This window comes from Mycobacterium sp. 050272 (genome assembly GCF_039023525.1).
Classification (GTDB): Bacteria; Actinomycetota; Actinomycetes; order Mycobacteriales; family Mycobacteriaceae; genus Mycobacterium.
Genome location: NZ_JBCHKV010000003.1, coordinates 336,127 through 356,146 on the forward strand (window position 1 = coordinate 336,127; position 20,020 = coordinate 356,146).

The following is a 20,020-nucleotide window of genomic DNA, read 5'->3' on the forward strand; positions in this document are numbered from 1 at the left end:
ACTCGCGCCGAAGCATCCGCCATCAATTTGGGATTGGCCGGGCGGGTGGTTCTCGTGACGGGCGGCGTCCGGGGGGTGGGCGCGGGAATCAGTGCGGTATTCGCCGAGCAGGGCGCGAGGGTGATCACCTGCGCGCGCCGCGCCGTCGAGGGGTTGCCGTATGAGTTTCATGCCTGCGATATCCGCGAAGAGGACCAGGTCACATCGCTGATCGACACGATCGTCGAGCGGCACGGACAGCTCGACGTCGTCGTCAACAACGCCGGCGGATCGCCCTACGTGCTGACCGCGGAGTCCAGTCCTAAGTTCAACCGCAAGATCATTGAGCTCAATCTCATTGGCGCGCTGCTGGTTTCGCAGTTCGCCAACGAGAAGATGCAGACCCAGCCGGGCGGCGGGTCGATTGTCAACATCTGCAGCCTTAGCGGGCGGCGGCCATCCCCGGGCACCGGCGCATATGGTGCGGCGAAGGCCGGCCTGGAAAGCCTCACCCAGACGTTGGCGATGGAATGGGGACCCAAGGTCCGGGTGAATGCCTGCGTGGTCGGCATGGTCGAGACCGAACAGGCTGACTTGTTCTACGGCGACGCCGAGTCGATCGCCGCGATTTCCAAGAATGTGCCACTGGGCCGGATGGCCAAACCCGAGGATGTCGGTTGGGCAGCAGCCTTTTTGGCTTGCGACGCGGCGTCCTACATCAGCGGTGCTTCGCTCGAGGTACACGGAGGCGGCGAGCCGCCGCACTATCTGGCCACCACGAACGCCAGCGCGGTCAAGTAGAGGAGACAACAGCTAATGGGAATAGTCGACGGCCGTGTCGTCATCGTGACCGGAGCGGGCGGCGGGATCGGTCGCGCGCATGCACTGGCCTTCGCGGCCGAAGGCGCGCGCATAGTCGTCAACGACATTGGCGTGGGCCTGGACGGGTCACCGGCAAGCGGCGGCAGTGCCGCGCAGAGCGTGGTCGACGAGATCACTGCTGCCGGAGGCGAAGCCGTTGCCAACGGATCCAACATCGCGGACTGGGACCAAGCCGCCGCGCTGGTTCAGACCGCGGTCGACACATTCGGCGGACTCGACGTCCTGGTGAACAACGCCGGTATTGTGCGCGACCGGATGATGGCCAACACCAGCGAGGAAGAGTTCGACGCGGTCATCGCCGTGCACCTCAAGGGCCACTTCGCCACGATGCGTCATGCCGCGTCGTACTGGCGGGGGTTGTCCAAAGAGGGCAAAACCGTTGACGCACGGATCATTAACACCAGTTCGGGTGCCGGCCTGCAGGGCAGCGTCGGGCAGGGCAACTACAGCGCCGCCAAGGCCGGCATCGCGGCCATGACGCTGGTCGCCGCCGCCGAGATGGGCCGATACGGCGTCACGGTCAACGCGATCGCGCCGTCGGCCCGGACCCGCATGACCGAGACCGTCTTCGCGGAGATGATGGCAACCCAGGACCAGGCGTTCGACGCGATGGCACCGGAAAACGTTTCGCCCATTGTCGTTTGGCTGGGCAGCGTCGAATCACGCGACGTCACCGGGAAGGTCTTTGAGGTCGAGGGCGGCAAGATCCGCGTCGCCGAGGGCTGGGCGCACGGCCCGCAGATCGACAAGGGCGACCGGTGGGATCCGGCCGAGCTCGGCCCGGTCGTCGCCGACCTGCTGGCCAAGGCGCGGCCGCCGGTCCCGGTCTACGGCGCCTAGAACGTTATTTCTGGCGGACGCGAACACCGATGTCGTATTGTCACTGTGTCCAACACGAATACGACATCGGAAAAATTGGCACGACGGGCGTATCTCGTGCGGCGTGCCCGATCGAAGAGCGGCGCTGTGATGACGAAACCGTTGATCGCCCCAACTCGAGTTGTGCGGGACTATTTGCATAATTCCTTGGTGTGGAATGATTTTCTGGCCCAGGGCGGCCTGGTCGACGGCGACGTCGTCATCGTCACTCCAGTCAAGGCCGGCACCACGTGGACCCAGCGGATAATCCAGCAGATATTGCATAACGGGGACGAGACCGAAGGCAGTCTTTCAGACACCTCACCTTGGCTCGAATCCAGCTGGGGCGATCACGTTGGGATGCTCGACGTGCTCAAGCGACAGCAGGAAGCGGGCAGCAGGCGAGTCATCAAGTCGCACCTGCCCGCGGATGCGCTGCCTCTTGCCCGGGAGGCCCGGTACGTGTTCGTCGGCCGAAACGGCAAGGACGCCGCGATCAGCTTTCACAACATGATCTATCACTACTCCGAGTCGACACTGGCAAAAATCAATCAGATCTACGCCCAGTGGTCGGGTAGTCCGGTGCCGTTGGTGATTCCGGAGGATATGCAAGCCTTCTTCGACCTGTGGCTCGACACCGGCGGCTATGGCTGTTCGGACCTGTTCGACATCGTGCGGTCGTGGTGGACGCTGCGCGGCGAGCCAAACGTCTTGCACCTGCACTACCGCGAACTCACCGATGACCTGCCCGGTCAGATCGCCCGGATCGCGGCGTTCTTGGGCATCGATCCCGCATCGCTGCGCACCGACGTCATCGCCGAACAGTGCTCGTTCGACTATATGAGCGGCCGGGCGGAGAAGATGGCGCCGTTCAACGGGACGCACATGTCCAGCGCCAAAGCCTTCTTCGCCAAGGGGCCCAAGCGTGATTACCGCGACGAGCTGACGGCGGCGCAAGTCGCACGCTTCGACCAGGTCGCGTTGCACGAGCTGGGCGCACCGTGCGCGGGCTGGCTGGAAACAGGCGAACTCTCCGTCACCGGCTGACCGGCGCGGTAGCGCTGCCGGACACCGCCAGCCCGTCGAGCTCGTCGTCCCAATCTCGTTGCACCAGAACGCCATCGGCGATGCGTCGCAGGGCGGCGTCGAACTCTTCGTCATTAGGCAGTTCGACGGAGCCGGACGACGCTGCCAGATGCTCGACGAGCCGCCGCCGGACCAGGCCGGCCAGGGAGTCGACCTGCCGCAGTCCGTTCGCGGTCAGAACAAGCCGGTCGCCATCGCGTGACGCGTAACCGGCCTCGACGAGGCGGTCGAAGAGGGGTTCGAGAACTTGATGGGGTAGGTGCAGGTGGGCGGCGATGTCGGCGAGCCGGGCAGCCTGGAACCATCGCTCGTATTGGTAAATCCGCAACACTGCCCACAGCCCAGCGACGTCGAGCGGACAACCCGGCTGTTCGGCGAGATCGCCCAGCGGCAGCTCAGGCGCCTCGTCCAGCAGGCGTCCGACCGCGATCTCCAAAACATCCTGGGGCGTCTTGATTCTCGGCACGGCGAAGCCGTCTCCCAGGCAGCTGGGGCTGTCGTGGATCGCGTTCAGTGGCGCCTCGCGCAGAAACAGCGCGAGGACGAATCCCACCAGCGCGATGAAGGCCGCGCACAGAAACATCTGTCCCAATGACCCGGCGTATGCCCGGACCACCGAGGCCGCAACGTCCTGAGGAAGCCGATGCAGAGCGGCTGGCGAATGCACGGCGTCGGCCGGCAGGCCGCGGGACGCCAGGGTCGATCCCAAGCGCCGGTTCAGAAAGTTGGCGAACAGCGCCCCGAATATCGCCGCGCCGAAAGCTCCACCCACCAAACGGAAGAACGTGACACCCGAGGTGGCCAGGCCCAGGTCCTCGAACCGGGAGGTGCTCTGCACGATCAGGATCAGCACCTGCATGGAGAAGCCGATCCCGGCACCCAGGATGACGAGGTAGCAGAACTGCACCGGCCAGGGTGTCGACTCGTCCATCCGTGCCATCAGCAGGAAGCCGACAGCCATCAATGCCGTTCCGGCGAGCGGAAAGATCTTGTACCGGCCGGTCCGCCCGACCAGGGTGCCCGCGGCCAGCGAGGTGGTCAGGAGCCCGACCACCATGGGCAGCGTGCGCAGACCCGAGATGGTCGGCGAGGCGCCGTCGACGTAGCGCAGGTACATCGGCACGAAGGTGAGTGCGCCCAGCAACGCGAATCCGACCAACAACGACAGCAGGGAACACACCGAGAACACCGGGCTGCGAAACAGTCGGGGCGGCAGAATGCCTGCGGGGGCCCGGCTTTCCACTCGGACGAAGACGAGCAGCGCCAGCGCGGCTCCGCTGAACAGCGCGATGATCGGGGCCGAGCCCCACGGGTAGGTGGTTCCGCCCCAACTCGTGGCTATGATCAAAGCCGTAGTGGCCAGGGCGATTATCACGATGCCGACGTAATCGATGGCCGGTTTGGGGCGCCGGGGCAGCACCGGGATGGTCGCGGTGGCTACCGCGAGAACCGCGATGGAGCTCGGCACGTTGACCCAGAACGCCCACCGCCAGTTCAGGTAGTCGGTGAAGAACCCGCCGAGCAACGGGCCGGCGACGGTGGCGACGCCGAACACCGCCCCGAGGATGCCCTGATAGCTGCCGCGGTCCCGAATCGGGAACACCTCGCCGACCAGTGCCGCGGCGGTCACCGACGTCGCCCCCGCGCCGATACCCTGCACCACGCGCGACAGTGCCAACATGGTCATTGTTTCGGAGGACGCGCACAGCGCCGAGCCGATCAGGAAGACCACCACGGCACTTTCCAGCACCCGCTTGCGGCCTAACAGGTCACCGAGCTTGCCGGCCGCCGGTACGACGACGATGCCCCCGAGCAGATAGGCGGCAACGGCCCACGATTGCTGACCGGAGCCGCCCAGCTCTTCCACGATCGTCGGCAATGCGGGCACCACCATCGCCTGGCCCATTGCCGCGATCAACACCCCGAGCGACAGCGCCGCGAAAAGGACGCCGCGTCGCGCCGGGCTGATCGTCGGCGTGCAGGGGAGCAGCGGTACGGAATCGGAGGTCGTGGGTGCGGCCGGTCTCGTCATCACTGTGCTCCCGTCGATGTCGGAGCCCCGCATGGGTTCGCCACGTTCGTTCTAGCAGTTGGACGCGGTCGTGTCCTGTTGTTGCGGGCCATCACGCGAAGGGATGCGGCCGGGGCGGCTCGGTCGGCCGGCCGCCGCTCGCGGTGTACGGGAGCCTAGGTTTACGGATCGCAGATGACGATCGGGATCACCCGCTCGGTCCACGACCGGTAGTCACCGAACGACGGGTACATGGCGTCCAACTTCGGCCAATACTCTTCACGCTCGGTCTCGGTGGCGTCGCGTGCCGTCAACTGCAGGACTTCGTCCTTAATCTGCACCGAGACTTTGGGATTGGCCTTGAGGTTGAGATACCACATGGGGTGCTTGTCGCTACCGCCCCTTGACGCGACCAGGATCACGCGGTTGCCCTCGCGCAGGTAGAGCAGCGGGCTCACCCGGGGCTCACCGGTCTTGCGACCTGTCGTCGTCAGCAGCGCGACGGGCGCCTTCTGGAAGACGCCGCCGAGTCTTCCGTTGCTGCGCTTGTAGATCCAGGTGTTGCCCTTCGACATCCACTTGATGAAGAAGCTGACGACGGGTGAGTTGAGAGATTTGGGCTTTTCCATGTTGTAGTCCCTAGCGCTGAATGAACGGGTGGAACCGGACCCTGATGTGGTGGATTTCTGCTTCCCCGCTGGGCGTCTCGGCGGGGATCACGAACGTCTCGTCAACCCGTGCGCCGACGCGGCGTCCACCGAACGCCGCCTTGGTCAGCACGTTGTATTCGGCGCGCACCTCGTCACCGTCGATGGAATAGTCCGGCGGCGTTGTCCCGGCAAGCAACCGGTACTGCGGTCCGCGATTGAGGCTGCGCCGCAGGTGATTTCCGGAGAAGCCGTTCTTGAAACCCTGCTCGATGCGGGTGCACCCCGGCGCGAAAGGAACCGCATCGCCGGCGTGGCTGACCAGGGCGTCGATATATGCCTGCGCCGCGGCGATGCGGTTCTTCTCCGAAACCGGCTTTGTGACAAGCACTTCTGGTGCTAGATGCGCTCGATGATAGTGCCGGTGGACAGCGCGCCGCCCGCGCACATCGTGATCAGCGCGGTGGTCTGATCGGTGCGCTCCAGTTCGTGCAGCGCGGTGGTGATCAGCCGGCTGCCGGTGCTGCCCACGGGGTGGCCCAACGCGATCGCGCCGCCGTTGACGTTCACCTTGTCCATATCGGGGTTGTGCACCCGCGCCCAGGACAGCACGACCGAGGCGAAGGCCTCGTTAATCTCGGTGATGTCGATGTCGCCCATCTTCATCCCGGCCTTCTCCAGCACCTTGGCGGTCGACTGCACCGGTCCGTCCAGGTGGTAGTACGGCTCGGCACCGACCAGCGCCTGGCTGATGATGCGGGCCCGCGGCTTCAGGCCCAGTGCCTTGGCCTTGTCCTCGTCCATCCACAGCACCGCGGCCGCGCCGTCGGAGATCTGCGACGACGTACCCGCTGTGTGGATCCCGCCCTCGATCACCGGCTTCAGCGAGGCCAGGCCCTCCAGCGTGGTCTCGCGCAAGCCCTGGTCCTTGGTCACGACGTGACGGTCGCTAGTCGGCTGCTTGTTCTCGTCGAGCACCGGCGCTTCGATGCCGCTGATCTCGCGGTCGAATCGGCCTTCGGCCCACGCTTGCTGGGCCTTGCGCTGCGAGTCGAAGCCGAACTGGTCGATGTCCTCGCGGCTGATGCCGCGACGCTTGGCGATGCGCTCGGCGGCGGTGAACTGATCCGGCAAATCGATGTCCCACGACGCCGGCCGAAGGATCCCGCGATCGGGTCCGGCGTTGGCGCCCAGCCCAACTCGGCTCATCGCCTCGATGCCGCAGGCGATGCCGATGTCGATGGCACCCACCGCGATCAGGCCCGCGATCAGGCCGTTGGCCTGCTGGCCGCTGCCACACTGGCAATCCACGGTCGCAGCGCCTACGTGCTCCGGGAGCCCGGCAACCAGCCAGCTCACCCGGGTGATGTTGTTGGACTGCTCGCCGAACTGCGTGACGCAGCCGCCGATGATCTGCTCGACGTCGCCGGCGTCGATACCGGCCTTCTCCACGAGAGCCTTCTGCGTGGCGCCCAGTAACTCGGTGGCGTGCAGACCGGACAGCCACCCGTTCCGCTTACCGATGGGGCTACGTGTGGCTTCGACGATGACAGGGTTACCCATTCCGTCAGGCTAGAACACGTTTCATTACTCTGACAAGCGAGGATGCCCGGGCGGCTTTTATCAGCGCAGGAGCCGTGTTTTACTGGCACTAGAACACGTTGCAATTGAGGAGCGCATACACATGGCACCCCCCAACATTCCCGCAGACTTCGACTTTCTGGACCCCGACGTCAACCTGGCCGGGCTGCCGGTTGCGGAGCTAGCCGAGCTACGCAAGGCCGAGCCCATCCACTGGGTGGACATCCCGGGCGGTTCGGGCGGCTTCGAGGACAACGGTTACTGGATTGTCACCAAGCACGCCGACGTCAAGGAGATCTCGCGTCGCAGTGACGTCTTTTCCAGCTGGCAGAACGGTGCGATCCCGACGTGGCCGCCGGAGATGAAGCGTGAGCAGGTGGAGCTGCAGCGCAGCGTCATGCTGAACATGGACGCGCCGCACCACACCCGGCTGCGCAAGATCATTTCCCGCGGGTTCACCCCCCGGGCGATCGGACGGCTGGAAGCCGAGCTCGCCCAGCGCGCGGAGAACATCGCCAAGACCGCCGCCGCGGAGGGCAGCGGCGACTTCGTCGAACAGGTCTCGTGTGAGCTGCCGCTGCAGGCCATTGCAGGCCTGCTCGGCGTTCCGCAGGAGGACCGCGACAAGCTGTTCCGCTGGTCCAACGAGATGACCGGTGGAACGGATCCCGAGTACGCGACGGTCGACCCGGCGCAGTCCTCGATGGAACTGATCACGTACGCGATGGCGATGGCGGCCGAGCGCAACGAGAACCCCACCGACGACATCGTTACGACGCTGGTCCAGGCCGACATCGACGGCGAGAAGCTCTCCGACGACGAGTTCGGTTTCTTCGTGGTGATGCTCGCGGTGGCGGGCAATGAGACCACTCGTAACTCGATCACGCACGGCATGATCGCGATGGCCAACAACCCGGATCAGTGGGAGCTGTTCAAGAAGGAGCGCCCGTCGACCACCGCCGACGAGATCATCCGGTGGGCCACCCCGGTGTCGGCCTTCCAGCGCACCGCCAACGAGGACGTCGAGCTGGGTGGTGTGCTGATCAAGAAGGGGCAGCGAGCGGTGATGTCCTACCGCTCGGCCAACTTCGACGAAGACGTGTTCGACGACCCGCACTCGTTCAACATCCTGCGCGACCCGAATCCGCACGTCGGCTTTGGTGGCACCGGCGCGCACTACTGCATCGGCGCGAACCTGGCCCGGATGACCATCAACCTGATCTTCAACGCGGTCGCCGACCACATGCCGGACCTGAAGCCGCTTTCGGAACCCGAGCGGCTACGGTCGGGTTGGCTCAACGGCATCAAGCACTGGCAGGTCGACTACACCGGAAAGAGCGCGGTTGCCAACTGATGGACTTCGATCTCACTGCAACGCAGCAGGCTGTCGCCGACGTGGCTACGTCGGTCCTTCAAAAAGATTTGGGCTGGGACGCTTTGGTGCGCGGTGGTGTGACGGCGCTGCCGGTGCCGGAGCGGCTGGGCGGTGACGGCGTAGGTCTGGCCGAGGTCGCCACGGTGCTGACCGAGGTCGGCCGGCACGGCGCCATCACGCCGGCATTGGCCACGCTGGGCTTTGGCGTGGTGCCGCTGGTGGATCTGGCCTCCGAAGCACAGCAGGAACGGTTCCTGGCCGGTGTCGCCAGGGGAGCAGTGCTGACCGCGGCGCTCAACGAGCCGGGCTCGGCGCTGCCCGACCGGCCCGCCACCACATTCGCCGACGGGCGGTTGTCGGGCACCAAAGTCGCTGTGGCATATGCCCAACAAGCGGATTGGATTATCGTGACCGCCGACAGTGCGGTGGTCGTGGTGTCGCCGAAGGCCGACGGGGTGGAGCTGGTTCGTACCCCGACGTCAAATGGTTCCGACGAGTACACGGTGACCTTCGCCGCAGTCGCGATTCCCGACACCGACGTTCTCGACGGCGCCACCGCGCGCCGGATCAACGAGCTGGCGCTCGCGGCGATCGGCGCCTTCACCGACGGCCTGGTGGCCGGTGCACTGCGGCTGACCGCCGACTACGTGGCCGGGCGCAAGCAGTTCGGCAAGCCGCTGTCGACCTTCCAAACCGTGGCCGCGCAGTTGGCCCAGGTCTACATCGCTTCGCGCACCATTGGTTTGGCCGCGAAGTCGGTGGTGTGGCGGCTGTCCGAAGGCCGTGATGCCGACGACGATCTCGATGTGCTCGGGTACTGGATCGCGTCGCAGGCTCCGCCGGTGATGCAGACCTGCCATCATCTGCATGGGGGCATGGGGATGGACATCACTTATCCGATGCACCGGTACTACTCCACGATCAAAGACCTGACCCGCCTGCTGGGCGGGCCATCTCATCGCCTCGATCTGGTGGGAGCGCAATGTTCATAGACCTGACTCCCGAGCAGCGTGCGCTGCAAGCGGAGCTCCGCGAATACTTCTCGAATCTGATTACGCCCGAAGAGGCGAAGGCGATGGAGTCCGACCGGCACAACGAGGCCTATCGCGCGGTGATCCGGCGGATGGGCCAGGACGGCAAGCTCGGGGTCGGTTGGCCAAAAGAGTTCGGCGGCTTGGGCTTCGGCCCGATCGAGCAGTCGATCTTCGTCAACGAGGCGCATCGCGCCGACGTGCCGCTGCCCGCGGTGACGCTGCAGACGGTCGGCCCGACCCTGCAGCAGTACGGCAGCGAGTTGCAGAAGAAGAAGTTCCTGCCGGCGATCCTCGCCGGTGAGGTGCACTTCGCGATCGGCTACAGCGAACCGGAGGCGGGAACCGACCTGGCATCGCTGCGGACGTCGGCCGTGCGCCAGGGCGACGAGTACATCGTCAACGGCCAGAAGATGTGGACCACCGGTGGGCACGACGCCGATTACATCTGGCTGGCCTGCCGCACCGACCCGGAAGCCGTCAAGCACAAGGGTATTTCGATCCTGATCGTCGACACCAAGGATCCCGGCTTCTCCTGGACGCCGGTCATCCTCTCCGACGGCGCCCACCACACCAATGCGACGTACTACAACGACGTAAGGGTGCCGGCCGACATGCTCGTCGGCGAGGAGAACGGCGGCTGGCGGCTGATCACCACGCAGCTCAACAACGAACGGGTGATGCTGGGTCCGGCCGGACGCACCGCCGGCATCTACGACCGGCTGCATGCCTGGGCGTCCAAGCCGGGCGGCGACGGAGTCACACCGATCGACCACGACGACGTCAAGCGCGCGCTCGGCGAGATCTACTCGATGTGGCGGGTCAACGAGCTGCTCAACTGGCAGGTGGCCGCCGCCGGCGAGGACATCAACGTCGCGGACGCCGCGTCGACGAAAGTTTTTGGTACCGAGAGTATTCAGCGTATCGGTCGACTGGCCGAGGAGATCGTCGGGAAATACGGTAACCCGGCCGAGCCGGACACCGCCGAGCTGCTCGAATGGCTCGACTCGCAGACCAAGCGCAATTTGGTGATTACCTTCGGTGGAGGCGTGAACGAGGTGATGCGCGAGATGATCGCGGCGGCCGGCCTCAAAGTGCCGAGGGTGCCTCGATGATCGATATCAAGGAAGCGGTCGCGGAGATCACCGCCACCGTCGTGGCCGCGCCACGCGACGCCCGGGATCCGGTGAACCAGCCGATCATCAATAACTGGGTCGAGGCCCTCGGCGACGCGAACCCGATCTATGTCGACGAGGCCGCCGCCAAGGCGGCAGGTCATCCGGGAATCGTGGCTCCACCGGCCATGATTCAGGTGTGGACGATGTTCGGCCAGGGTGGGGAGCGCCCGACCGACGACCCCATGGGCCCGATCATGCAGCTGTTCGATGACGCCGGCTACATCGGCGTGGTTGCGACCAACTGCGAGCAGACCTATCACCGGTATCTACGTCCCGGTGAGCAGGTCACGATCCATTCCGAGATGCGTGATGTCGTCGGACCTAAGCAGACCGGGCTCGGTGAGGGCTGGTTCATCAACCAGCACATCACCTGGCGAGTGGGTGACGAAGACGTCGCCGAGATGGCTTGGCGCATACTAAAATTCAAACCTCGCGAGGATGCGGCTGCCGATGCCGCCTCCGTCCCTGCCGACCTGGACGCCGATGTCATGATGCGTCCGGCGATGTCGCGTGACACCGCCTTCTTCTGGGAGGGCGTCAAAGCCCACGAGTTGCGCATCCAGCGGCGGCCCGACGGTAGGCTGCAGCACCCGCCGGTGCCGGCCGTGTGGCAGGACAAAGCCGACCCCATCGACTTCGTGGTGGCCAGCGGTCGGGGCACGTTGTACAGCTACGTGGTGCACCACGCGCCGAAGGTGCCGGGTCGCACGCCGCCCTTCGTGATCGCGCTGGTCGAACTGGAAGAGGGCGTTCGTATGCTCGGCGAGCTGCGCGGGGTCGACCATGCCGCGATCAAGATCGGAATGCCGGTTCGCGCAACCTATATCGACTTCCCGGCCGGTGAGTCCGGCCCGGCCTGGAGCCTGTACGCCTGGGAGCCGGACGCATGAGCGCACCTGTTGTGGAAGTGGGCACCGTCCTGCCCGAACTCAAGCTCGAAGGCACCCCCACCTTCATCATCTCAACGGCGCTGGCCACCAGGGACTTTCAGGATGTGCACCATGACCGGGACCTGGCGCAGGCCAAAGGTTCCAAGGACATCTTCGTCAACATCCTGACCGACACGGGGCTGGTGCAGCGTTACGTCACCGACTGGGCGGGACCGACGGCGCTGATCAAATCGATCGGGCTGCGCCTTGGAGTGCCGTGGTATGCCTACGACACTGTTACCTTTTCCGGTGAGGTGACCGCCGTCGAAGACGGCCTGATCACGTTGAAGGTGTTCGGCCGCAACAGTCTTGGTGACCACGTCATCGCGACCGTGACGCTCACGATCGGGGGTGCCTGATGTTGTCGGGTAAGGCTGCGATCGTCGGCATAGGTGCCACCGACTTCTCCAAGGACTCCGGCCGCAGTGAGCTGAGGCTGGCGGCCGAGGCGGTTCTGGATGCGTTGGACGACGCGGGGCTGAGCCCGTCCGACGTCGACGGGTTGACCACCTTCACGATGGACACCAACAACGAGACCGCGGTGGCGCGCGCGACCGGCATCGGTGACCTGAAATTCTTCGCCCAGACCGGTTATGGCGGGGGCGCGGCGTGCGGGACCATCCTGCATGCGGCGATGGCCGTGGCGACCGGTGTGGCCGACGTCGTCGTCGCCTACCGCGCGTTCAACGAACGCTCTGGCATGCGATTCGGCCAGGTGCAGACCAGACTGGTGGGAAATGCTGGTGTGCAGGCTGATTCGACCGCTGCCGACAACTCGTTCTCGTATCCGCATGGGTTGTCGACGCCGGCGGCGCAGGTCGCGATGATCGCCCAGCGGTACATGCACTGGTCCGGGGCGACCAGCCGCGACTTCGGTGCGATCTCGGTGGCCGACCGCAAGCACGCCGCCAAGAACCCCAAGGCGTACTTTTACGAAAAGCCGATTACCATTGAGGATCACCAGAATTCGCGGTGGATCGCCGAACCGCTGCGGCTGCTGGACTGCTGCCAGGAGACCGACGGAGCCGTCGCAATTGTGGTGACGTCGCCGGAGCGGGCGAAGGACCTCAAGCAGCGACCGGCGATCATCGAGGCCGCGGCTCAGGGGTCCAGCCCCGACCAGTACACGATGGTCAGCTACTACCGCCCCGAATTGGGTCTCCCCGAGATGGGGTTGGTCGGTCAGCAGATGTGGCAGCAGTCCGGTCTCAAGCCGACCGACATCCAGACCGCGATCCTCTATGACCACTTCACGCCCTTCACGCTGATTCAGTTGGAGGAGTTGGGGTTTTGTGGTCGCGGCGAGGCCAAGGACTTCATCGCCAACGGGGCGGTCGAGATGGGTGGGCGATTGCCGATCAACACCCACGGCGGCCAACTCGGCGAGGCCTACATCCACGGCATGAACGGCATCGCGGAGGGTGTGCGGCAGCTGCGGGGCACATCGGTGAACCCGGTGCCCGACGTCGAGCACGTACTCGTCACCGCCGGAACAGGTGTGCCCACCTCCGGCCTGATCCTCGGCTAGCTCGCTGCTCCTGCTTGCGCCGAGCGTGAAGTTGCAGTCACGTTCGGCCTCGACTGTGACTGCAGCGTCACGTTCGAGTGCGTGTCGGCGACAGCTGGCACACTGCCGCCATGGGGGAACCATTCATCGGCAGCGAGGCAGTGGCCGCGGGCGCGGTGACACACAACGACTTGCGGCGTCACTTCACGCGCGTATTCCGCGACGTCTACGTCAGTCCAGGTACCGAGTTGACTCCCACGGTGCGCGCGCGGTCCGCCTGGCTGTGGTCGCGGCGTCGTGGAATCATCGCCGGCTTCTCCGCGGCAGCTTTGTATGGCAGCAAATGGGTGGATGCGAGCCGGCCCGTCGACATCATCCATGACAACCGGCACCCACAGCCTGGCCTGCGGATCTGGGGCGATCAGTTGGACGGTGACGAAGTCGACCTGATCGACGGGATACCGGCAACCACGCCTGCTCGCACCGCTCTCGACCTTGCCTGCTGGCATCCCACGAGTGCGGCAGTGGCGGCCATCGATGCGTTGGCGCGGGCAACTGACGTGAAGATGGCCGACGTGGAGTTGCTCGCGGCTCGATACCGGGGCCGTCGGGGTCTTGAGCGCGCTCGCGTCTCGCTCGACCTCGTTGATCCCGGCGCGCAGTCACCGAAGGAGACATGGCTGCGACTTGTTTTGGTAAAGGCCGGTTTACCCCGGCCGCAGACGCAAATTCCGGTCCGCGACGAATTCGGCAAAGCGATCGCCTATTTGGATATGGGCTGGGATGACGTCAAAGTCGCCGTCGAGTACGACGGTGATCACCATCGCAGCGATCGCTCCCAATTCGGCTGGGACATTAGGCGGCTAGAGAGATTGCAAAGTCGCGGTTGGACCGTGGTCCGGGTCGTAGCCGGCGACCGGCCGGCAGAAATAGTCCAGCGGGTCCGCGCGGCCCGCGCCCGTCGAACGTGACGGTGCAGTCACGCTGGGTCCCGAGAGTGACTGCAGCGTCACGCTCGGCGATCGAGGACAACGAAGCCCAGAAACTACGCCGGGAGGAGCTCGACGCCGGACAGCACGACGGCGTTGTCGCGGGCCGGCGCGACCACGCTGGCCACGAAACGGCCATCGTCTTTCCAGATGCCGACCTTGAGCGTCTCGCCCGGAAACGCGACACCGGCAAACCGTGCGCCGTACGCGGCCACTGCACCAGCATCGCCATCCAGCAATGCGTCGGTGATGGCCTTGCATGTCATGCCGTAGGTGCACAGGCCATGCAGGATCGGCTGGGGAAAGCCTGCGGCAGCAGCGAATTCGGGGTCAGAATGCAGCGGATTGCGGTCGCCGCACAGTCGGTACAGCAACGCCTGCTGCGGCAGGATCGGCAGGTCCACCTCGAGGTCCGGAGCCCGATCGGGCGCCCCGTCCGACGACGACGGCCCACGCTCGCCGCCGAATCCGCCCTCACCGCGGGCGAAGATCGACCGCCGCTGCGTCCACAGCACGGCGCCGTCGGGCGCGGTTGCCGTCGTCTCGCTCCAGATCACCGCGGCCTTGCCCTTGTCCCAGATATCGGTGAACCGGGTGACGGCCGTGGCCGAACCCGACGGCGGCAGCGGTCCGGGCACCTCGATGCGCTCGCTGGCGTGCAGCACCTTGCTCAGCTCGATGTCGATGCCGGGGAACTGCACCGTCGGCGGCTTGGTCATGTGGAACGATGCCGCGACATTGCCGAACGTCGGCAGGACCTGGGGGGTGTCGTCGACCAGGTAGCGCAGCTCGCGCGGATCCATCGGATCTTTACCCGCACCCAGCCCCAGGTGGTAGAGCTGGATATCGCTACTGGACCAAGAGAATTCGATGGGCTCCAGCTCGGCGGCCAGCGCGACCTCTACGTCGATCGGCATGTCAGTTCTCTCCTGCGATGTGCAGCGCGGCGAGGTACCCGAAGGTCATCGCCGGCCCGATGGTGCCGCCCGGACCCGGATAGGTGTGCCCCATGACCGGTGCGCTGACATTGCCCGCCGCGTAGAGGCCGTCGATGATGCTGCCGTCGTCGCGCAGCGCGCGGCCGTGGACATCGGTGCGGATGCCGCCCTTGGTGCCCAGATCGCCGGGGACCATCTTGGCGGCGTAATACGGCGCGTGGGTGAGCTCACCGAGGTTCGGGTTGGGTTTGTTGGTGGGGTCGCCGTAGTACTTGTCGTAGGCGCTCTCACCGCGGCGGAAGTCTTCGTCGACTCCGGAGCGGGCAAAGCCGTTGAACCGCGCCACGGTCGCGGTGAACTCGGCGACGGGTAAGCCCGCCTTCTCGGCCAGCTCTTCGAGTGTGTCGGCCTTGATGATGACGCCGGATTCCATCCACTTGGTCGGAATGCGTTGTCCGGGCTGCAGTCCCGCGAAGATGTAACGGTCCCGGTACTGCTGGTCGAACACCAGCCAGGCGGGAATGTTCTCGCCCGGCCCGGGGCCCTGGCCGAATTCTCCGCCGTACATGTGGTGGCAGGCCTCGACGTAGGGCATCGACTCGTTCATGAACCGCTTGCCGGACATGTTGACGATGATCGACCCCGGCGAGTTGCGCTCCGACAACGCGAACCACGGCGCGCCCACCAGCGGAACCGTCGGGCCCCACCAGGCGTCTTCCATGATATCCAGTGCAGCGCCGAGCTTTTCGCCCGCGATAATGCCGTCACCGGTGTTGGCTTTGGCGCCGACCGTCCACTCGGTGGTGATGGGTGCACGCTGGTACTTCACCCGCATCTGCTCGTTGTGCTCGAAGCCACCGCTGGCCAGAATCACGCCGCGCCGCGCCCGGATCAGCTGCGGATCAGCGGATTCCGCCGAACCCGTGGCGCGCACATACACTCCGCGCACCACGCCGTCCTCGACGTACAGATCGGTCAAAGCGGTGTTCAGCTGCACCGGGACCCCGGCCCGCTGCAACCCGATCCGCAAGGGCGCGATCAGGGCCCGGCCCATGCCGACCAGGTTCTTACCGGTCGACTTCGCCCACATGGTGCGCGCCCCGACCTTCAAGCTGCGCAGCACCCCCCGCGGGTGTCGCTTCAGCATGTTCAGCCGCACGTAATCCTGCTGCATCACAACCACATTGAGGGGCACCTTGCCATAAGCGGGCTCGAGCCCGGCTTCGTCTTCACCGAGCTTGCGCGCGTCGAACGGCTTGGGCTCGATCGAGCGCCCCTCCGCCCGGCCGCCGGGTGCCTCGGGGTAGTAGTCCGAGTACTTCGGCACCCAGCACATCTTCAGCGGCGTGTTCTTGAGCACGAACGACAGCATCTCGGGACCGCGCTGCAGGTAGGTGTCGATGCGCTCCGGCTCGACCACGTTGCCGACGATTCCGTGCAGGTAGGTGCGGGCAGCCTCGGGTGTGTCACGGACGCCGTCGCGCTTGAGGACCTCGTTGTTCGGGATCCAGACGCCGCCCCCCGAGCGTGCGGTGGAGCCGCCGAAATGCGGGGCCTTCTCGATGACTAATGTCGAAAGACCTCGGTGCGCGGCGGCGAGGGCAGCCACCATGCCGGCTCCGCCGCTTCCGACCACGACGACGTCGTACTCCTGCGCTGTCATGTAGAACACGTTATAGAATTGCCCGGGCTGGCCGCTACCGGCCCGGTCAAACGGACGAGGGGACTTCGGTAAATGCTCAGTGTTGCCACCCGCGACGAACTGGCAGCCGAGTTGGCGCAGGCCGAGCGCAGCCGGGTTCCGATTGCTCCGTTGACGTCTGCGCACCCCGACATCGACGTCGTCGACGCCTACGAGATCCAGCTGATCAACATCCGCCAGCGAGTCGCCGAGGGTGCGCGGGTGCTGGGTCACAAGGTCGGTTTGTCCAGCAAGGCGATGCAGCAGATGATGGGTGTCGACGAGCCGGATTATGGTCATCTGCTCGATGAGATGCAGGTGTTCGAGGACGTCCCGGTCAAGGCGGACCGCTTCCTCTATCCGCGGGTGGAGGTGGAAGTCGGTTTCATCCTGGCCGAGGACCTGCCGGGTGCCGGGTGTACCGAGGAGGATGTGTTGGCGGCCACCGAGGCCCTGGTGCCCTCGATCGAGTTGATCGATACCCGGATCACCGACTGGAAGATCGCGTTGTGCGACACGATTGCCGACAACGCCTCGTCGGCTGGTTACGTGCTGGGCAAGGCCCGGGTGTCGCCCGCTGACATCGACGTCAAGACGATCGACGCGGTGCTGACCCGCAACGGTGAGGTGATCGCCGAGGGCCGCAGCGATGCCGTGCTGGGCAATCCGGTGACGGCGGTGGCCTGGCTGGCCCGCAAGGTGGAAAGCTTTGGGGTACGGCTGCGTCAAGGTGACGTCGTGCTTCCGGGTTCCTGCACGAAGGCGATCGATGCCCGCCCCGGTGACGACTTCGTCGCCGAATTCACCGGTCTCGGCTCAGTCCATTTGTCGTTTGAATAGGCTCGGATTAGTTTTGAATCAGTTGATTTAACGCCTGAAAGAGCAGCGAAAGGCAGCATCATGCCGTCTAAGGCAAGCGTGGCAATTGTCGGGTCGGGAAATATCAGCACCGACTTGCTCTACAAGCTCCTGCGATCGGACTGGCTGGAGCCGCGCTGGATGGTGGGCATCGACCCGGCCAGTGAGGGTTTGGCGCGGGCCCGCACGTTGGGTTTGGAGACCACCCACGAGGGGGTGGACTGGCTGCTGGCCCAGTCCGAGAAACCCGACCTGGTGTTCGAGGCCACCAGCGCCTACGTGCACCGGGACGCGGCGCCCAAGTATGAGGCCGCCGGGATCCGGGCCATTGACCTGACGCCGGCCGCGGTGGGTCCGGCGGTGATTCCGCCGGCGAATCTGCGCGCGCATCTGGATGCGCCGAATGTCAACATGATCACCTGCGGCGGGCAGGCCACCATTCCGATCGTCTACGCGGTCTCGCGTGTGGTGACGGTGCCCTACGCCGAGATCGTGGCGTCGGTGTCCTCGGTGTCCGCAGGGCCGGGCACTCGGGCCAACATCGACGAGTTCACCAAGACCACCAGCAAGGGCGTCGAGACCATCGGCGGAGCCCAGCGTGGCAAGGCGATCATCATCTTGAACCCGGCCGATCCGCCGATGATCATGCGCGACACCATCTTCTGCGCGATCCCCGCCGACGCCGACCGCGACGCGATCGCCCAGTCCATCCACGACGTGGTCGCCGAGGTGCAGACCTACGTTCCCGGATACCGGCTGCTCAACGAGCCGCAGTTCGACGAGCCCTCGGTGGTCAACGGCGGCCACCACGTGGTCACGACCTTCGTCGAGGTCGAGGGTGCCGGCGACTACCTGCCGCCCTACGCCGGAAATCTCGACATCATGACCGCGGCGGCCACCAAAGTCGGCGAAGAGATCGCCAAGGAGACTCTCGCGGTCACAGGAGCACAAGCATGAGTACCCGCGCCGTCGACGATGCAGAGCGCAGCGATGCGAAGGAGTGGCGCCATGAGTGAAGTTTTCTTCAACCCGGTGTGGGACGTGCGGATGACCGACACCTCGCTGCGTGACGGCTCCCACCACAAACGTCACCAGTTCACCAAGGATGAAGTCCAGGCGATCGTGTCGGCCCTGGATGCGGCCGGGGTGCCGGTGATCGAGGTGACCCACGGCGACGGGCTGGGCGGCTCGTCGTTCAACTACGGCTTCTCCAAAACCCCCGAGCAAGAGCTGATCAAACTGGCCGCCGAGACGGCCACCGAAGCCAAGATCGCGTTCTTGATGCTGCCGGGGGTGGGCACCAAAGAGGACATCAAGGAGGCCCAGAACAACGGCGGGTCGATCTGTCGCATCGCCACCCACTGCACCGAGGCCGACGTGTCGATCCAGCACTTCGGGCTGGCCCGCGAACTCGGCCTGGAAACCGTCGGCTTCCTGATGATGGCCCACACCATCACCCCGGAGAAGCTGGCCGCCCAGGCCCGCATCATGGCCGATGCCGGCTGCCAATGCGTCTACGTCGTGGACTCCGCGGGCGCCCTGGTGCTCGACGGGGTGGCTGAGCGGGTGTCCGCGCTGGTCGCCGAGCTCGGCGACGACGCTCAGGTCGGCTTCCACGGCCACGAGAACCTCGGGCTCGGCGTGGCCAACTCGGTGGAAGCCGTACGCGCCGGCGCCAAACAGATCGACGGCAGCGTACGCCGCTTCGGCGCGGGCGCGGGCAACGCGCCCGTCGAGGCCCTGATCGGGGTGTTCGACAAGATCGGCGTCAAGACCGGCATCGACTTCTTCGACATCGCCGACGCCGCCGAAGACGTGGTCCGCCCGGCCATGCCCGCCGAATGCCTGCTCGACCGCAACGCACTGATCATGGGCTACTCCGGGGTCTACTCCAGCTTCCTCAAACACGCAGTCCGCCAAGGCGAGCGCTACGGCGTCCCGGCCCACGAACTGCTGCACCGGGCCGGCCAGCGCAAACTGATCGGCGGCCAAGAAGACCAACTCATCGACATCGCGCTGGAGATCAAGCGCGAGCAAGAAAGCGGGACCGCGGTGGCGCGCTGAGTCCGCTGCTTTCGCAACAAAGCTCGGGCACAGCCGGGGCACAGCTGGTGTAGGTAGCGTGGCGCGCATGAGCACATCCACCACACGCGGCCTGCGGCGCCGCGGACTGTACGGCCTGCTCGCCGGGGGGCTACTCACCGCAACCGCTGCCACCGTGATCGCGCTGCCGGTCGCAAGCGCGGATCCATGCAATCAGACCGTGGGCCAATCCATCGACGCGTACCTGTCGCGGCATCCCGACGTGAAGGCGACGCTGTCCGCCAAGTCTCAGGCCGAGGGCGGTGGCCCCAACGTGATCGACTACCTGAATCGGCATCCGGATGTCCGCCAGCGCCTGATCAACCTGTCCCAGCAGTGCACCTCGTAGCGCCCGCATCGGCTTAATCTGTCAAGTCGGCAAACCCCGGCGACGACGCGCGGGAATGT

General features: G+C 65.5%; 20 protein-coding genes. 14 read left to right on the forward strand and 6 right to left on the reverse strand.

Annotated features, from left to right (window positions below):
• Positions 1-21 precede the first annotated feature (21 nt).
• The 3 genes from AAHS21_RS09325 to AAHS21_RS09335 all read left to right on the forward strand — a co-directional run bounded on the left by AAHS21_RS09325 (position 22) and on the right by AAHS21_RS09335 (position 2,766).
• Positions 22-780, forward strand: coding sequence for an SDR family oxidoreductase (locus AAHS21_RS09325; RefSeq protein ID WP_342927512.1), 759 nt, complete (start codon positions 22-24; stop codon positions 778-780).
• Positions 781-795: 15 nt separating this feature from the next.
• Positions 796-1,701, forward strand: coding sequence for an SDR family oxidoreductase (locus tag AAHS21_RS09330; protein WP_342927385.1), 906 nt, complete (start codon positions 796-798; stop codon positions 1,699-1,701).
• 189 nt (positions 1,702-1,890) lie between these two features.
• A complete protein-coding gene (locus AAHS21_RS09335; protein ID WP_342927386.1) occupies positions 1,891-2,766 on the forward strand; it encodes a sulfotransferase domain-containing protein in 876 nt (291 codons plus the stop codon).
• Here the strand turns inward: AAHS21_RS09335 and AAHS21_RS09340 are convergent.
• The 4 genes from AAHS21_RS09340 to AAHS21_RS09355 form a co-directional block, all read right to left on the reverse strand.
• A complete protein-coding gene (locus tag AAHS21_RS09340) occupies positions 2,756-4,837 on the reverse strand; it encodes an MDR family MFS transporter (protein ID WP_342927387.1) in 2,082 nt (693 codons plus the stop codon). The two genes, AAHS21_RS09335 and AAHS21_RS09340, sit on opposite strands and share 11 nt — an antisense overlap.
• A 161-nt stretch (positions 4,838-4,998) precedes the next feature.
• Positions 4,999-5,445 (reverse strand): nitroreductase family deazaflavin-dependent oxidoreductase, encoded by a 447-nt coding sequence (locus tag AAHS21_RS09345; RefSeq protein ID WP_342927388.1) that lies wholly within the window; start codon positions 5,443-5,445, stop codon positions 4,999-5,001.
• A gap of 10 nt (positions 5,446-5,455) precedes the next feature.
• Positions 5,456-5,854 carry a hypothetical protein gene (locus tag AAHS21_RS09350; RefSeq protein ID WP_342927389.1) on the reverse strand — a complete coding sequence of 133 codons (399 nt, stop codon included), beginning with the start codon at positions 5,852-5,854 and terminating at the stop codon, positions 5,456-5,458.
• 8 nt (positions 5,855-5,862) lie between these two features.
• Complete coding sequence (locus tag AAHS21_RS09355) at positions 5,863-7,026, reverse strand: steroid 3-ketoacyl-CoA thiolase (protein ID WP_342927390.1); 1,164 nt, start codon at positions 7,024-7,026, stop codon at positions 5,863-5,865.
• A gap of 121 nt (positions 7,027-7,147) precedes the next feature.
• Here AAHS21_RS09355 and AAHS21_RS09360 point away from each other — a divergent pair, with 121 nt between their 5' ends.
• The 7 genes from AAHS21_RS09360 (at position 7,148) to AAHS21_RS09390 (ending at position 14,035) form a co-directional block, all read left to right on the forward strand.
• On the forward strand, positions 7,148-8,398 hold the full coding sequence (locus AAHS21_RS09360; RefSeq protein WP_342927391.1) for a cytochrome P450: 1,251 nt from the start codon (positions 7,148-7,150) through the stop codon (positions 8,396-8,398).
• Positions 8,398-9,411 carry an acyl-CoA dehydrogenase family protein gene (locus tag AAHS21_RS09365; protein ID WP_342927392.1) on the forward strand — a complete coding sequence of 338 codons (1,014 nt, stop codon included), beginning with the start codon at positions 8,398-8,400 and terminating at the stop codon, positions 9,409-9,411. The genes AAHS21_RS09360 and AAHS21_RS09365 overlap by 1 nt, the downstream gene beginning before the upstream one ends.
• Complete coding sequence (gene fadE29, locus AAHS21_RS09370; protein WP_342927393.1) at positions 9,402-10,565, forward strand: acyl-CoA dehydrogenase FadE29; 1,164 nt, start codon at positions 9,402-9,404, stop codon at positions 10,563-10,565. The genes AAHS21_RS09365 and fadE29 overlap by 10 nt, the downstream gene beginning before the upstream one ends.
• A complete protein-coding gene (locus AAHS21_RS09375; RefSeq protein WP_342927394.1) occupies positions 10,562-11,518 on the forward strand; it encodes a bifunctional MaoC family dehydratase N-terminal/OB-fold nucleic acid binding domain-containing protein in 957 nt (318 codons plus the stop codon). The genes fadE29 and AAHS21_RS09375 overlap by 4 nt, the downstream gene beginning before the upstream one ends.
• Positions 11,515-11,916, forward strand: coding sequence for a MaoC family dehydratase (locus AAHS21_RS09380; protein ID WP_342927395.1), 402 nt, complete (start codon positions 11,515-11,517; stop codon positions 11,914-11,916). The genes AAHS21_RS09375 and AAHS21_RS09380 overlap by 4 nt, the downstream gene beginning before the upstream one ends.
• Positions 11,916-13,085, forward strand: coding sequence for a lipid-transfer protein (locus AAHS21_RS09385; RefSeq protein WP_096290285.1), 1,170 nt, complete (start codon positions 11,916-11,918; stop codon positions 13,083-13,085). The genes AAHS21_RS09380 and AAHS21_RS09385 overlap by 1 nt, the downstream gene beginning before the upstream one ends.
• Positions 13,086-13,195: 110 nt before the next feature.
• A complete protein-coding gene (locus AAHS21_RS09390; protein WP_342927396.1) occupies positions 13,196-14,035 on the forward strand; it encodes a hypothetical protein in 840 nt (279 codons plus the stop codon).
• A 74-nt stretch (positions 14,036-14,109) separates the two neighbouring features.
• Here the strand turns inward: AAHS21_RS09390 and AAHS21_RS09395 are convergent, their stop codons facing one another.
• Together AAHS21_RS09395 and kstD are read right to left on the reverse strand one after the other, a co-directional pair.
• A complete protein-coding gene (locus AAHS21_RS09395) occupies positions 14,110-14,970 on the reverse strand; it encodes a MaoC/PaaZ C-terminal domain-containing protein (protein WP_342927397.1) in 861 nt (286 codons plus the stop codon).
• 1 nt (position 14,971) lies between these two features.
• On the reverse strand, positions 14,972-16,654 hold the full coding sequence (gene kstD, locus AAHS21_RS09400; RefSeq protein ID WP_342927398.1) for a 3-oxosteroid 1-dehydrogenase: 1,683 nt from the start codon (positions 16,652-16,654) through the stop codon (positions 14,972-14,974).
• 72 nt (positions 16,655-16,726) lie between these two features.
• Here kstD and AAHS21_RS09405 point away from each other — a divergent pair, with 72 nt between their 5' ends.
• The 4 genes from AAHS21_RS09405 (at position 16,727) to AAHS21_RS09420 (ending at position 19,961) form a co-directional block, all read left to right on the forward strand.
• Positions 16,727-17,512, forward strand: a complete 786-nt coding sequence (locus AAHS21_RS09405; protein ID WP_342927399.1) for a 2-keto-4-pentenoate hydratase — start codon at positions 16,727-16,729, stop codon at positions 17,510-17,512.
• Between the two features lie 60 nt (positions 17,513-17,572).
• Complete coding sequence (locus AAHS21_RS09410) at positions 17,573-18,487, forward strand: acetaldehyde dehydrogenase (acetylating) (RefSeq protein WP_342927400.1); 915 nt, start codon at positions 17,573-17,575, stop codon at positions 18,485-18,487.
• A gap of 51 nt (positions 18,488-18,538) precedes the next feature.
• Entirely contained in the window at positions 18,539-19,594 is a 1,056-nt protein-coding gene (gene dmpG / locus AAHS21_RS09415; RefSeq protein WP_342927401.1) for a 4-hydroxy-2-oxovalerate aldolase, read from the forward strand.
• A 67-nt stretch (positions 19,595-19,661) separates the two neighbouring features.
• A complete protein-coding gene (locus AAHS21_RS09420) occupies positions 19,662-19,961 on the forward strand; it encodes a hypothetical protein (RefSeq protein WP_342927402.1) in 300 nt (99 codons plus the stop codon).
• Positions 19,962-20,020: the final 59 nt, after the last annotated feature.